This window comes from Planococcus faecalis (assembly GCF_002009235.1).
Classification (GTDB): Bacteria; Bacillota; Bacilli; order Bacillales_A; family Planococcaceae; genus Planococcus; species Planococcus kocurii.
Window position 1 is genome coordinate 658,591 of sequence record NZ_CP019401.1, and the last position, 14,271, is coordinate 672,861.

At 40.7% G+C, this 14,271-nt stretch carries 13 protein-coding genes; 11 read left to right on the forward strand and 2 right to left on the reverse strand.

Features of this window, described 5'->3' with window-relative positions:
• Positions 1-31 precede the first annotated feature (31 nt).
• The 3 genes from AJGP001_RS03375 (at position 32) to AJGP001_RS03385 (ending at position 1,930) form a co-directional block, all read left to right on the forward strand.
• Positions 32-1,087, forward strand: coding sequence for a hemolysin family protein (locus tag AJGP001_RS03375; protein WP_071153957.1), 1,056 nt, complete (start codon positions 32-34; stop codon positions 1,085-1,087).
• 94 nt (positions 1,088-1,181) lie between these two features.
• Positions 1,182-1,664: a DUF4306 domain-containing protein gene (locus tag AJGP001_RS03380; RefSeq protein WP_071153956.1), complete on the forward strand. Its 483-nt coding sequence runs from the start codon at positions 1,182-1,184 to the stop codon at positions 1,662-1,664.
• Between the two features lie 2 nt (positions 1,665-1,666).
• On the forward strand, positions 1,667-1,930 hold the full coding sequence (locus AJGP001_RS03385; RefSeq protein WP_071153955.1) for a hypothetical protein: 264 nt from the start codon (positions 1,667-1,669) through the stop codon (positions 1,928-1,930).
• 211 nt (positions 1,931-2,141) lie between these two features.
• On the opposite strand, the gene AJGP001_RS17460 is transcribed toward AJGP001_RS03385, so the two are convergent.
• Together AJGP001_RS17460 and AJGP001_RS03390 are read right to left on the reverse strand one after the other, a co-directional pair.
• Positions 2,142-2,309, reverse strand: a complete 168-nt coding sequence (locus AJGP001_RS17460; protein WP_169835257.1) for a hypothetical protein — start codon at positions 2,307-2,309, stop codon at positions 2,142-2,144.
• 14 nt (positions 2,310-2,323) lie between these two features.
• The gene (locus AJGP001_RS03390; protein WP_071153954.1) at positions 2,324-2,590 is read right to left on the reverse strand and encodes a hypothetical protein; all 267 of its coding nucleotides are present in this window, start codon (positions 2,588-2,590) and stop codon (positions 2,324-2,326) included.
• Between the two features lie 126 nt (positions 2,591-2,716).
• Here AJGP001_RS03390 and AJGP001_RS03395 point away from each other — a divergent pair, with 126 nt between their 5' ends.
• The 8 genes from AJGP001_RS03395 to AJGP001_RS03430 all read left to right on the forward strand — a co-directional run bounded on the left by AJGP001_RS03395 (position 2,717) and on the right by AJGP001_RS03430 (position 14,245).
• A complete protein-coding gene (locus AJGP001_RS03395) occupies positions 2,717-3,118 on the forward strand; it encodes a hypothetical protein (RefSeq protein ID WP_078080149.1) in 402 nt (133 codons plus the stop codon).
• Positions 3,119-3,234: 116 nt separating this feature from the next.
• Positions 3,235-4,719: a flotillin family protein gene (locus AJGP001_RS03400; RefSeq protein WP_071153952.1), complete on the forward strand. Its 1,485-nt coding sequence runs from the start codon at positions 3,235-3,237 to the stop codon at positions 4,717-4,719.
• A 305-nt stretch (positions 4,720-5,024) separates the two neighbouring features.
• A complete protein-coding gene (locus AJGP001_RS03405; protein ID WP_071153951.1) occupies positions 5,025-6,587 on the forward strand; it encodes a response regulator transcription factor in 1,563 nt (520 codons plus the stop codon).
• Positions 6,547-8,358, forward strand: a complete 1,812-nt coding sequence (locus tag AJGP001_RS03410; protein ID WP_071153950.1) for a sensor histidine kinase — start codon at positions 6,547-6,549, stop codon at positions 8,356-8,358. The genes AJGP001_RS03405 and AJGP001_RS03410 overlap by 41 nt, the downstream gene beginning before the upstream one ends.
• A 145-nt stretch (positions 8,359-8,503) precedes the next feature.
• Complete coding sequence (locus tag AJGP001_RS03415; protein WP_071153949.1) at positions 8,504-9,802, forward strand: ABC transporter substrate-binding protein; 1,299 nt, start codon at positions 8,504-8,506, stop codon at positions 9,800-9,802.
• 111 nt (positions 9,803-9,913) lie between these two features.
• On the forward strand, positions 9,914-10,861 hold the full coding sequence (locus tag AJGP001_RS03420; RefSeq protein ID WP_143039537.1) for a carbohydrate ABC transporter permease: 948 nt from the start codon (positions 9,914-9,916) through the stop codon (positions 10,859-10,861).
• The gene (locus AJGP001_RS03425; protein ID WP_071153948.1) at positions 10,858-11,685 is read left to right on the forward strand and encodes a carbohydrate ABC transporter permease; all 828 of its coding nucleotides are present in this window, start codon (positions 10,858-10,860) and stop codon (positions 11,683-11,685) included. The genes AJGP001_RS03420 and AJGP001_RS03425 overlap by 4 nt, the downstream gene beginning before the upstream one ends.
• 349 nt (positions 11,686-12,034) lie before the next feature.
• Positions 12,035-14,245: an alpha-galactosidase gene (locus AJGP001_RS03430; RefSeq protein ID WP_078080150.1), complete on the forward strand. Its 2,211-nt coding sequence runs from the start codon at positions 12,035-12,037 to the stop codon at positions 14,243-14,245.
• Positions 14,246-14,271 lie beyond the last annotated feature (26 nt).

Below are 14,271 nucleotides of genomic sequence, written 5' to 3' on the forward strand. Positions count from 1 at the left end.
GGAGGTGAATCCCTCATTTGAGGGATACCAATTGGACGGACAAATAGGCATTAGCTTACTACTCATCGCGTTGCTAATTATCGCAACTGCATTTTTCGTCGGTGCCGAATTCGCTATTTTAAAAGTGCGAATGTCGAGAATCGACCAATTAATCGCTGAAGGCAATAAAAAAGCCGTACTGGCAAAAAAAGTAGCCAATAACTTGGATTATTATTTATCAGCCTGTCAGCTAGGAATTACCGTTACCGCTTTAGCCCTTGGTGCACTTGGAGAGCCTACCGTCGAACGGATGCTTCATCCGCTATTCGTTGCGTTTGATGTGCCATCCGCGTTATCGACCGTGTTGTCCTACGCTATTGCTCTTAGCATCGTGACATTTTTACACGTAGTTATCGGCGAACTAGCGCCAAAAACCTTAGCCATTCAATACGCTGAAAAAGTAACTTTGTTACTAGCGCCCCCGCTATACTGGTTTGGTAAAGTGATGAACCCATTCATCTGGATGATGAATGGGTCGGCGCGTTTGCTCCTGCGTTTATTCAACGTAAAACCAGCCGGTCACGAAGAAGCTCACTCGGAAGAAGAGTTAAAGCTGATCATGGCGGAAAGTTTCCAAAGCGGCGAAATCAACCAAACCGAGTTAACGTACTTAAAGAATATTTTCGCGTTTGATGACCGCATTGTTCGGAACATTATGATTCCAAAAGCAGAAATCGTGTCAGTCGATAGCCGTTTTACACAGGCAGAACTTTTTGCCGTGTTGGATAACCACCAATACACGCGTTACCCAGTTGCCGATCACAGCAAAGATGGCAAGTTGATTGGGTTTATCAACACGAAAGAGCTGTTGACCAGTATGGCAGCAGGAAGAAAGCAACATCCGGAGTCGTTTATCCACGAGATGTCGCGTTTTCCAGAAACGACACCAATTCAAAAAGTGTTGACTAAAATGCAACAAAATCGCACGCATATGGCCATCATCACCACAGCAGCTGGTGACATGTCCGGACTCGTAACAATGGAAGACATTTTAGAAGAAATCGTCGGTGAAATTAGCGACGATTCGTTCGAAACACAACCCATTTAATGTGCATGAAAGAAGAGAAGCCTCCAGGTTTCTCTTCTTTTTTTGGTAAATTATTGGTAAGGTGAAAAAACAGTTACAAGGAGGAGAGAGGTTTATGCAAGAGAGCCTAGTAAAAAATACGAAAGAATTCATTTTGTTTTTTGGTGCACTCATCTTTTTCGTCGTCGCGACATTTTTTAGTTTGTACGAAGGCAGTCGGTTAGACAACATCCCTTGGGAATGGCCATACTCTGCTATCTTTACTAATTGGCTAAGCGGCGGTGCTGAAACAGCAACTGATATTTTGACAATCGACTACTTAGTTTATGCCGCAAAATTCGCGCCGTTGTTTCCAATCATCATGTTTGTTGCTGCTTTCGTTTTGTTGTTGCAACTGGCTGCGTGGATTTTTAAGAGGAGTAAAATTGCGTTGAGTCTGTTTCACATAGCGTGTGCCGCCGGACTTTTCGTCATGAGTACGCTACTCATGTCATCGCCAACACGAGGACTCGAACTTTTTTCGCGGCTTTTCTTCATTATGGGCTTTGTTTTGGTGATTTCAGGTGTGACTTCTTTGATTAAAGCAAAGAAACGGTAGCGATGAAGGCGTTGTTTGCAGAAACGCGTAGTTTGTTTGCGGGACACCACCCGTTGTTTGCGTTATCGACAAGTTTGTTTGCAGATTGGCCAAAACCAAGACCGATTTACCCAAAACCAGAAATCCCCGCTCAAAGCGCGTACGCTTTGAGCGGGGATTTCGATGAAAAGAGGAGAAGGCTAGGTATTTGGAAAGTTGGTTGTGTGATCGACAAGTTTGTTCGCAAAAGCTTAATTTCTCTTATTAAGACGAAGCTAATTTGCTAGCACGGGTGTGAATTCACTAGTTAAAGCTTGTTGTTTGCAGAAACGCGTAGTTTATTTGCGGGATCCGCCGCTTTGTTTGCAGGACACCACCTGTTGTTTGCGTGATCGACAAGTTTGTTTGCAGATCGCCCAAAACCACCCCCAAGCCCAAATTACTCAAAACAAGAAAAATGCGGATCAAGCGCTACTCGCTTGGTCCGCATTTTTCGATTTAATCAGTCGTCAGCTTTTCTCGTTGTGTATGCTCTAAAGAAACTTTGTCTCGCTGTAATTGAATGTCCGCTAGCTTGATCGCGGATTTTCGGTAAATATCGAAAGCAGCGAGAAGGATCAATCCGACAAAAACAATCGCAATCATTAAGTTGAAACCTATTTCCAAAATTATCACTCCTTTTATCCGTTCAAAATTTGTTCTGCAAAGTGTTTGTCTTTGATTTCTACATATAAATCATATTGTGCAGTATTCGTCATGGCGTCGCGCATATGCGAAGAACCCAAATGACCTTCAGTGCCGTGAACATTGGCATTTACTCGTAACACAGTGTCATAGTCGATACCTTGTACGCGAAGTTTATCCACCGCTTGATAATACATAGCATCACCAAAAGCAGTGTAAGCCAAATGCTTCTTCTTAAAAAACATCCACCGAATCAGTCTCATATCGCAACACCTTCCATGTATTATACGCATAACCAGTCGAAATGTTTCATTCTAGAAAAAATGGAACCTAATTTCCAAAAGAGCGTATACTTAAGAAACACTTGGAACGAAGAGAGGAGCATTGCCATGCAAAGCTACACTTTGTTATTTTTCGTGGTCGGATTGATTGTCTTGGTTGCGATGATTGCCCCTTACTTTAAGTGGTGGATGAAAAGCATCATTGTCATTTATTACGGCAGCTTGTCTTTTGTGTTTATCTACAAGCACACTTCTATCAATAGAACATACAAAGGCATCACACCGGTCCCTGCTCCATACTGGGAAGAAAATTCGCAATGGGTGTGGACCATATCGAATCTGATTTTTTGGCCGTTTGGCATCATGCTGTTGTATCTTTTCTTTCGGCTGTTTCAACGCGCTACATTGTTGTCGGCTAAAATTTTCATCGCTATTAGTTTGGTGCTAGCTATTATGCTCCTACTTTTCTTGAATTTCGTTTTTAATTTTGAGTATGGTTATCTTCCTTGAAAAAACATTTACTTTTTTTGAAACATTTAGTTAATTTATTCGTAATACTATTATAGGCGCTATTCCATCGTTCATTCAATAGGATGCGCCAATCAGCAAAAGGGAGTGGAGAAAACATGCAATCATTAGGAATTATTACAGTTATTATTGCGTTAGTCATCATCGCGGCAATTGCCGGCATCGGGTATTTCTTCTGGATGAAGGTCCGTTACCGCACCGCGAAATCCAATGAGGCGCTAATTATTACGGGACCCAAAATTGGAGATCCAGCAAAAGATACGAATATTTTTACAGATGACGAAGGTCGCTCGATGAAAATCATTCGGGACGGCGGCTATCTGTTAAGACGTTTCCAAACGTCAACGCCGGTTAGCTTGACGTCATTTCAACTGAAACTTGCCACACCGCGTGTTTATACAAACGCTGGGGTGCCGATTGTTGCCGACGCTGTGGCCATGGTCAAAGTCGCCGACACGTTGAATGGCATTGCTAATTACGCCGAGCAGTTTCTTGGCAAAAAACAAGAAGAAATTGAGACGGAAATTATCGAAGTGCTTGGTAGTAATTTGCGTGCGATTCTTTCAAAAATGACAGTAGAAGACATCAATAGCGACCGCGAGAAATTCAATACGGATGTTCAAGATGTCGCTCAAAAACAGCTAGACTTGATGGGCTTTAAAATCACATCACTCGGCTTGACCGATTTGCGTGATGCTGATGAGAATAATGGCTATTTGGAAAACTTGGGTCGACCGCGTATCGCAGAAGTGCGCAAGCTTGCTGAAATTGCAGAAGCCAATACCGAGCGCGAAACACGCATTCACCGCGCGCAAACCGACCAAGAAGCAAAAGAAGAAGAATACAAACGCCAAATTTCTACCGCCGAATCGAAAAAAGAAAAAGACATAAAAGACGCAGCATTCAAAGAAGAAACTGAACGTGCGCGTGCCAAATCCGAGCAGTCTTATGAGCTGGAAAAAGCGAAGCTTGCGATGGAAATCCAGGACGAAGAACTCAATATGCAATTCGCAGCACGTGAACGCGCAGTTAAGCTCGAAGAAGAAGAAAGCAAAGTGCGTAAAACAAAAGCCGATGCGACGTATTACGAAACAACACGTTCTGCAGAGGCCGATGCGCGCCGTGCGGTAATTGATGGGGAAGCAAAAGCCAAGATCAAACGTGATGAAGGTGCTGCAGAAGCAGAAGTTATTCGCGAGCGCGGTAAAGCAGAAGCCGAGTCTCGTAAACTACTCGCTGAAGCCATGGAAGAACACGGCGACGTAATCATCACCGAAAAACTGATCGACATGCTGCCCGTATTTGCAGAGAAAGTGGCCTTGCCACTGAGCAATATCGAATCGGTGAAAATCATTGATTCCGGCAACGGCCAAGGCATCCCGTCTTTCGGCAGAAGCGTGACGAAAACCATGGTCGACATGCAAGAGCCACTGAAAGAAATGACAGGCATCGATATCGGAGAGTTGTTGAAGTCTTACGTCAACCGCAATAACCAACCGGCAGCACAAGCACCGGTTGCGACGATGCCGGTTATGCAAAAAGAAGAAATTGAAGATACAAATAAAATCGATGAAGAATTGTAAGAGAATCATGTAAAGAATAAACTCAAGAACTTTTGCCAAAGAGGCAAACGGTTCTTGGGTTTTTATAATGTCTGAGAACATTCTGTTTTTTTATGAGCAGTATTTTTATTCTAATGAAAAATATTCATTTCATATGTTAAGTTATTTGATAAATAATCATGAATTAGTAAGAGGTGGTAGGATGTGTTTAGAACAGCAGAGAGTGAGAAATTGCCAAGCTCCATGAATTTAACGTATGATTTTACCTAATAGAAAGCAACAGCATCGGAAGTTTTGTATGAAGCAAGTAGCAAAGGGGAGATATTGTGAGAGAGAGATGCAAAGTTCTTATAGTAGATGACGAGATGTTAATCCGACAAGGAATTCTGAATTACATTGACTGGAAACAGGCGGGATTTGAAATTGTGGGAGAAGCTTCAAATGGAAAAGAAGCGATGGAGATGATTAACGTATTTTCTCCAGATATCGTTATTACCGATATTGTCATGCCCATTATGGATGGAATCGATTTGGTAAGAGAAGCCAAAAAAGCATTTCCAAACATTGAAATTATTATTTTAAGCAGCTTTGAAAACTTTGATTACGTGCGATCAACCTTTCAAAATGGTGTGGCTGATTATATTTTAAAGCCCAAGTTAAATGGAGAAGAATTATTAAACGTTTTAAACCGGATTGCGGATCGTATTCCGCATATACAAAATGCTTCTTCTCCGATAAAGCCAGTTCGCACTCCCGAAGAAATACTTGAAAGTATGATTCTTGGATATGATATTTCTACAAATTTTGTGGATGCGTCATCTGTCTTCATCAATAATAAGTTTGGGTTGATTGGAATTCATGGGGAAAATCTTAATGCAGTAGCGGCAGCAACAATAGTTAAGCAAGCTGTTCTCAAAGAGTTGCCCGTATTTCTATTAAACGCCAGCAAAACAGAAGCGACTCTTTTATTCAATTTTAATTCTCACCAATTACGGTACATTAAAGAGGCGATATACCAAGAAAAAAACGAAGTATCGGATGAAACGTGGGTAATTTACGAACCATTCGATGCGATTGAAGATATTAAAAGAGTGCACGATGAAGGCTATTCGCAGATGAAAAAGTACTTGTTTTACTTGCCGGACATACATGTGTTTAGTTACGATGAATTGCCAAAAGAGAACGAAAAACAGGCACATTTTGACTTGAATCATTTTATTGAAATGTTTAAAGATCGTTTGTTTAACGTAGCATTTACCTATCTAGAAAATCACGTTGATTATTTGAAAGGGCGATACCACAACGACAGCTTTGAGTTCAAAACCTTTTTAGGGAATATCGTTTTCAATATAATTGTGCTACTAGAAACGATGAAATACGACGTCCAAGCTATTGAACAAAAAAAGTACACTTACTTTTCGGTTATTAACGAAGCCGATCATGTTCATGAGGCATTAGACAAATTCAATGAATTTTTAGATGAAGTACGTGGCATTATTCTTTTAGATGACAAAGCCAATGATCAATCCAGAAACCTCAATAAAATCTTATCTTATATTGAGCAGCATTATACCGAACCACTTCGCTTGTCTGAAATAGCTGCTCACTTTCACTTTAATGCTTCTTATTTGTCTTCTTATTTCAGTACACACCACAAGGAGGGCTTTAGTGAATATTTAAATCGGGTGCGCATTAAAAAATCGATGGAACTATTGGAAAACAGCCAAGTCTCCATTTCGAACATTAGTGGGATGGTTGGCTACTCTGAGCATAGCTATTTTTGCAAAGTCTTCAAGCGGATAACGGGTATGTCTCCAGGAAAATACCGAAAGGAGTTTCATGCTAATCATGACAATGAAAAAAAGGGCCTTTCGAATCTTAAGAAATAACAGCCTGTTTGTAAAAATGTTTTTGATTATGGTCATTAGTATCGTAGCGGTTTCTTTACTCATTACAGTTAGTTCAATTCGAATGTCTTCTAATTTATTCATGGAAACCTTTAGTATTTCAAATACAAAATCATTAGAACAAATTGAAAAACAATTCGAAGCGTATAGTTTCGCTGTCGTCAGCGCGATGAATGATGTGCAAAATAATGGAACGATCAAAAAAGTACTGACACAAAAAAATCAGAATACGATTGAAACGTCAAAATCCTATTTTGATATTGGTAAGCAAATGGAACGCATTTATCCAACTATAGAATCGTATGAAGCCAATATGATTGTTCTTGGAAATAACGAGCGGCTATACAATATGAATTATTCAAATTGGCCAGTTTCATGGCAAGGACTGCGCAATCATCAAATTACGCAAAACTCATTTAATCGACCAAGTACTTTGCTTTATCAATTTATCCCTTCCACTCTTTTTACTGATGAACCGATGATCGTAGCCACAAAAGCACTCGTTGAGAGATCGACTGGTGAAATTTACGGCGTTTTGTATTTTCCAATTCGAGAATCTCAATTGAAAGATTTTTATGAAGGATATACAAGCACGGAAAACCAAGTTTTACTGATCAATGATAAAGGAAAAGTGGTTTCTAGTAACAATGAAGAACTGATTGGTGATGAGTCAATTGACGTCCTAACATTGGCTAAAGAAGTAGAGTCAGAAGAAATCGAATTCAAAAATGTTCATGTCTTTGATAAGGACTATATGTTCATGTCGCAATACTTGCCAACTTACAATATGTATTTAGTGAATCTAGTAGACAAAAATGCAGTTCTCAATAACTTGGTCAACACAAAAGAAATCCTTTTGATCAGTTTGGGCATCGTCTTACTTGCTGTAATTGTGGTATTTATCATTTCCCGTCGAATGACCAATTCAATTAGTAAGCTGGTGAAAGAAATTTCAACAATGGCCAAACATGAGTTCACAAAGCCAGTTCCTGAAACGGGTGGCTACGAGACAAAGAAAATTGCCCATGCTTTTAATTTTATGCTCAATGAATTGCAAGAATATGTGGAACTTGTCGTACAAGCTCAACAAAAGCAACGGGGAGCAGAATTGTCAGCATTGCAGCATCAAATCAATCCACATTTTCTTTACAATACGCTCGCCTCAGTGAAGTTCATGATCCAACAAGGCAACAAAGAAAAAGCAACCGACATGATACATGCGTTAATTTCATTACTGCAAAATGCATTGAGCAACGTCGACCAGACCATTACCGTTGAGCAGGAAGTAATAGATTTGAAAAATTATGTTTTAATCAATCAAGCGCGTTATGGAGACGGGATTAAAGTGAACTTTTTCATCTCTCCAGATTGTTTGGATTGCCAGTTGCCCAAGTTGATTCTTCAGCCATTTATCGAAAATGCTTTTTTTCATGCATTTAATGAAAAAAAAGAAGGATTTGTTCAAATTTTAGTATCTCAAAAAGGATCAAACCTCTTATGTGAGATTGTTGATAATGGAGATGGCATGGAAATAAAAGGCGATTACACGAAAGAAGATTTTAAAGAAAAGCGTCATTTGTTTAGTGGCATTGGTATTCGGAATGTTCATGAACGTATTCAGTTACTCTACGGAGAAGAATATGGTGTCGAAATTACAAGTGAAAAAACGCTGGGCACAAAAGTGAAAGTGGAACTGCCGCTTCAAAAAAACAAAAAAGATCTAAAACCAAATGAAATTACAAGTTTCTACTAATAATACAAATTTATTTGACAGAAAATTAGAACATCTAAAAATTTTCAAACTAACACCTAAAGATTGTCCTAACAATCTTTTTTTTTGTGTCGTTATACTGTATGTAAGGCGAAAGGTTAAGCGCTTACAAAAAGGGGGATTTTTGATGAAGAAATTTTATCTTATGTTATTGCTGGTAGTCGGCATGGTAGTATTGGCAGCTTGTTCTTCAGGGGATGAAGAAGCAAACGGGGGAAGTGATTCAAAAGGATCATCAGACGTAGATACGATTACGGCTTGGGCTTGGGATCCGGCATTCAACATTGCAGCTCTTGAAAATGCCAAAGAAGCTTACGACGGTGATGGCGACTTTGAAGTAGACATCATTGAAAATGCACAAGACGATATTATTCAAAAATTAAACACCGGACTCAGCTCGGGTACAACGAACGGAATGCCAAACATTGTTTTGATTGAAGATTACCGTGCGCAAAGCTTCCTGCAAGCTTATCCGGATGCATTCCATCCATTAACGGACGTTATCAATTCAGACGATTTTGCAGAATATAAAATTGCGACAACAAGTTTTGAAGATGAGCAATACGGATTGCCATTCGATTCTGGCGTAGCGGCATTGTACGTACGCACAGATTATCTTGAAGAAGCAGGATACACAGTAGAAGATGTAACAAATATTACATGGGATGAATACATTGAAATTGGGAAAGATGTGAAAAAAGCAACTGGCAAAAACATGTTGACCTTGGATCCGAACGATTTGGCTCAGGTTCGTATGATGATTCAGACAAACGGTTCATGGTATGTGGATGAAGATGGTTCAACACCAAATCTTGCGGGGAACGAAACACTTGAAAAAGCTTTTGAAACATATAAAGAAATGATGGATGCGGACATCGCAAAAATCGTTTCTGACTGGAGTCAGTTTGTTGGTGCCTTCAACAGCGGCGACGTTGCCAGTGTTCCAACAGGAAACTGGATTACACCAAGCGTTAAGCAAGCCGCAGATCAATCAGGTAATTGGGCAGTCGTGCCAATGCCGCGTTTGGATATGGAAGGCGCAGTAAACGCTTCTAACTTGGGCGGCAGTTCATGGTACGTCTTAAACGTAGATGGCAAAGAACAAGCAGCGGAATTCATGTTGAACACATTTGGTTCAAACGCTGATTTGTACCAAACACTTGTAGAAGAGATTGGTGCTCTTGGAACGTACTCACCAGCAGCTGAAGGAGATGCGTATGCAGTTGAAGATGAATTCTTCGGTGGACAGCAACTTCTGACAGACCTTTCTACATGGACTGATGAAATTCCAGCCATCAACTATGGCTTACACACGTATGCAATTGAAGATATTTTAGTAACAGGGATGCAAGACTATTTGGGTGGAGCAGAGCTCACGACCGTACTTGAAAATGTTCAAGGACAAGCTGAAGCACAACTCAAATAATAGATTGTAAATAAATGAAGCCTTGAGTTGCCGTCCGATAACTGGTAGAAGTGCTTTATCACTTACCATTTGGACACAGCTCAAGTTTTTTTTATAGGAGGAATGAGAAATATGGGGCAGCAATCAACAAAAAAAGGCGAAATAGATCTTCCCGTGCGCTTGGGCTATAAAGAAACCAAACGTGACAAAACCGGTGTGTACTTTAAGAAAAAAGTTGGTTGGCTGTTTATCATTATCTCAGTCATCGCAATTACCATCTTTAACTTTTATCCAATGATCCAAGCTTTTCTGTTGTCGTTCCAATCTGGAATGGGCGGGAATTTGGAGTTTACAGGCTTATCCAATTGGCAGCGTTTGTTCGGTGATCCGACATTTATCGCAGCACTAACCAATACATCGATTTACTTACTGATTCAAGTACCATTAATGATCATATTGGCATTATTCTTTTCCGTCTTGTTAAATGACCCTAACTTGAAATTTAGAAGTTTTTTTAGAATCGCAATTTTCTTACCGTGTGTAACGTCATTAGTTGCTTACTCGGTCATTTTTAAATACTTATTTGGAATTGATGGCATCATCAACCAGTTTTTGCTTAACTTTGGTTTTATTTCTGAAACCATCAATTTTTTAGCAGATCCCGTATGGGCGAAAGTGGTCATCATTCTTGCAATTACTTGGAGATGGACTGGCTACAATATGATTTTCTATCTAGCAGCTTTGCAAAATGTCGACAAGTCGATTTACGAAGCAGCACGAATTGATGGAGCGAACTCGATCCAGCAGTTTTTCCAAATTACCGTGCCCATGCTCAAGCCCATTATTTTGTTCACATCCATTACGTCAACGATCGGTACATTACAAATCTTTGATGAAATCGTTAACATTACTAATGGAGGACCGGGAAACGCAACAATCTCAATTTCACAATATATTTATAATCTTTCCTTTGAATACACGCCTGACTTTGGTTACGCATCAACCGTGTCTTACGTCATCGTAATTTTAGTAGTCGTTCTTTCAATTATTCAATTCAGAGTGGCAGGTGAGAAAAAATGAAAAACGTAAAAAAAATCTTCATTTATACATTTCTAAGTCTCGCTGCCATCGTTTCCATTTTTCCTTTCTTATGGATGCTTGTCAGCATCACCAACAAATCGGTGGATGTTACGCAAGGGCGCTTGCTGCCAGGAACTCACTTGATTGAAAACATGAAAACCTTGTTTACCACGATAGACATCGTCCCAGCTCTAATCAACTCGACTATTATTGCCGTTATCACAACCGTTTTGACACTGCTATTAGCATCACTCGCCGGTTACGGCTTTGAAATCCATCGTAGCAAAGGAAAAGACATTGTCTTTAACATCTTACTGCTGTCGATGATGATACCATTTGCAGCGATTATGATTCCCTTGTACCGCATGTTCGGCAGTATCAGCGAAACGGCACCGTTAATTGGTATTGATTCGCTAGGCGCTGTCATTTTGCCGACAGCGACGACTGCGTTCTTCATCTTTTTCTTCCGACAAAATACGAAGATGTTCCCAAGAGATTTGGTGGAAGCAGGAAGAATTGACGGCTTGAGTGAACTTGGCGTATTTTTCCGTATTTATATGCCAACAATGAAAACCACATATGCTGCAGCTGCGATTATTTCGTTTATGAATAGCTGGAATAACTATTTGTGGCCATTGGTCATTTTGCAATCACCTGAAAAAAGAACGATTCCTTTGTTGATTTCCAATTTAGGATCAAGTTATTCACCAGACTATGGCGTCATCATGTCGGCTATCGTCATTGCCACATTGCCAACAGCACTTGTCTTCTTTCTGATGCAAAAACACTTTGTTGCTGGCATGATGGGATCGGTTAAAGGATAAGATTTGTTTGGATTTATATGAATATTATTATGGGAAACTGTGATGTGTTCTAATACCGCTTCGGCCGCTCCGGGCATGGCTCCCGCAAGAAGCCAGAAAAATCGTCTGTCTTCTTGCTTCGCCTAGCCCCTGGACGCGCCTAAGCTAAATGAATTGGTAAATAGTTTTAGAGACAAATGCTAGATATGAAGTAAAAAAGCGGAGATTCCCGCGGGATAGCGAAGTGCCGAAATCCACTCGGGCAAAAAGTCCGAGTTAGTTCGGCGCAAGCCCGCAGGAAAGCGTAGCTGTTTTACGGAATATCGATACAAGCAACACAACTTCTGTATTTTAAGATAGGAGGTAAATTGTGCCGATTTTATATAACGACTCTACACGGGAGTTTCACCTGCAAACAGAAAAGACCAGTTACATAATAAAAATTTTAGAAAACAATCAGCTGGGGCAGCTGTATTATGGTAAAAAACTGCGACATCGGGAGTCTTTTCAACGCTTGTTTCATGTAGAAGCGACACCAAACACAGCTTGTGTCAACGAAGGCGATCTTGTTTTTTCACTGGATTTGGTTAAACAAGAATATCCCGCATATGGCACAACAGATTTCCGATCACCTGCTTATCAGTTGCTGCAAGAAGATGGGAGCCGGATTACTAATTTTGTGTATCAAGACCATCAAATTTTTTCAGGCAAAAAGAAATTAATGGGATTGCCGGCAACTTATGCTGAGTCTGAAGACGAAGCCACGACATTGGAAGTTTCGCTTTACGATGAGGTGATTGATGTTGAAATTCGACTTTCTTATACCGTATTTGAAAAGCTAAACGCCATTACGCGGTCTGCTCAGTTTATTAATCAAGGACAAGCAGCAGTCAATTTGACGATGGCGTTGAGTGCCAGTATCGATTTGCCGGATGCTGATTTTGAAATGGTGCAATTGTCAGGTTCGTGGGCAAGAGAGCGGCATATTAAATCGCGTAAATTGGTACCAGGGATTCAAAGCATCGCCAGTACAAGAGGGACCAGTAGCGCTCAACAAAATCCATTTCTTGCGCTGAAACGTCCATCAACAACTGAGCACCAAGGTGAAGTGTATGGTGTGAGTTTGGTTTATAGCGGCAATTTCTTAGCGCAGGTTGAAGTGGATCATTACAATGTGACGCGCTTGATGACTGGCATCAATCCGTTTGATTTTAATTGGCTATTGGAAAATGGAGACAGTTTCCAGACACCAGAAGTGGTGATGGTGTATTCGGCTGAAGGCTTGAATGATATGAGCCAAACCTTTCACAGACTGTACCGCACGCGATTGGCACGCGGACACTGGCGCGACCGAGAACGTCCGGTGTTGATCAATAATTGGGAAGCGACCTATTTCGATTTTGATGAACAGAAAATTTTTGAACTTGCCCAGTCGTCTAAGGCATTGGGTGTTGAATTGTTTGTGTTGGACGATGGCTGGTTCGGCAAACGTGATGATGACACAACTTCCTTAGGTGATTGGTTCGAGGATAAGCGTAAATTGCCAAGTGGCATTACGCAACTGGCCAAAGATATTACAGACTTAGGGATGGAATTTGGGTTATGGTTTGAACCGGAAATGGTCTCGAAAGTGAGTGAGTTGTATAAAACGCATCCCGATTGGGTAATTCATGTTTCCAATCGTCAAATGTCACATGGTAGAAACCAATTGGTACTTGATTTTTCGAGACAAGACGTAGTGGATTACATTTATAACTTAATGGCGGAGGTTTTGCGGGATGCACCGATTTCTTATGTGAAATGGGACATGAATCGGTATATGACGGAAGTGGGATCTTTAGAGTTACCGGCTAACCGGCAACGTGAAGTGGCGCACCGCTATATTTTGGGTGTCTATTCTTTGTATGAACGATTGACGACTAAATTTCCACATGTATTGTTTGAGTCTTGTGCAGGCGGCGGCAGTCGATTTGATCCCGGTTTGTTGCACTATGCGCCACAAGGTTGGACCAGTGACGATACGGATGCTGTAGAGCGCTTGAAGATTCAATACGGCACTTCACTAGTTTATCCACTTAGCTCAATGGGTGCTCACGTATCGGCTGTGCCCAATCATCAAGTAGGCCGGAAAACAAGTTTAGAAACACGGGCAAACGTCGCTTATTTTGGAGCATTTGGTTATGAGCTAGATGTCACGATGATGACAGATGCAGAAAAAGAAGAAGTGAAAACGCAAATTGCTTTTTATAAAGAAAACCGGTCGTTGATTCAGCAAGGGCAGTTTTACCGAATCACCAGCCCGTTTGCAGAAGATGGCAATATCACCAGTTGGATGGTTGTATCAGACGACCAGGCAGAAGCGATAATCGGTTATTATCAAGTGTTGTCGCAACCAAATCCAGGACTTATGCGTATATTCTTTAAAGGACTTAATCCCGAATTCGAATATGCAATTGATGGAATCGATGAGACGTTTTACGGTGATGAGTTGATGAGTGCTGGACTGCAAGTCAACCGTTACCGTATCAATGAGCACCCAGCGGACTTTTCTTCTGCTGTTTATAAAGTAACGCGTGTGTAAGTGAATGGTTGACCAAAGTTGAAATT

Excerpts from the sequence above, each read along its gene's own strand:
- AJGP001_RS03380 (WP_071153956.1), top strand. The coding sequence starts at position 1,182 with ATGCAAGAGAGCCTAGTAAAAAATACGAAAGAATTCATTTTGTTTTTT.
- AJGP001_RS03385 (WP_071153955.1), top strand. The coding sequence starts at position 1,667 with ATGAAGGCGTTGTTTGCAGAAACGCGTAGTTTGTTTGCGGGACACCAC.
- AJGP001_RS03390 (WP_071153954.1), bottom strand. The coding sequence starts at position 2,590 with ATGAGACTGATTCGGTGGATGTTTTTTAAGAAGAAGCATTTGGCTTAC.
- AJGP001_RS03395 (WP_078080149.1), top strand. The coding sequence starts at position 2,717 with ATGCAAAGCTACACTTTGTTATTTTTCGTGGTCGGATTGATTGTCTTG.
- AJGP001_RS03400 (WP_071153952.1), top strand. The coding sequence starts at position 3,235 with ATGCAATCATTAGGAATTATTACAGTTATTATTGCGTTAGTCATCATC.
- AJGP001_RS03410 (WP_071153950.1), top strand. The coding sequence starts at position 6,547 with ATGACAATGAAAAAAAGGGCCTTTCGAATCTTAAGAAATAACAGCCTG.
- AJGP001_RS03415 (WP_071153949.1), top strand. The coding sequence starts at position 8,504 with ATGAAGAAATTTTATCTTATGTTATTGCTGGTAGTCGGCATGGTAGTA.
- AJGP001_RS03420 (WP_143039537.1), top strand. The coding sequence starts at position 9,914 with ATGGGGCAGCAATCAACAAAAAAAGGCGAAATAGATCTTCCCGTGCGC.
- AJGP001_RS03425 (WP_071153948.1), top strand. The coding sequence starts at position 10,858 with ATGAAAAACGTAAAAAAAATCTTCATTTATACATTTCTAAGTCTCGCT.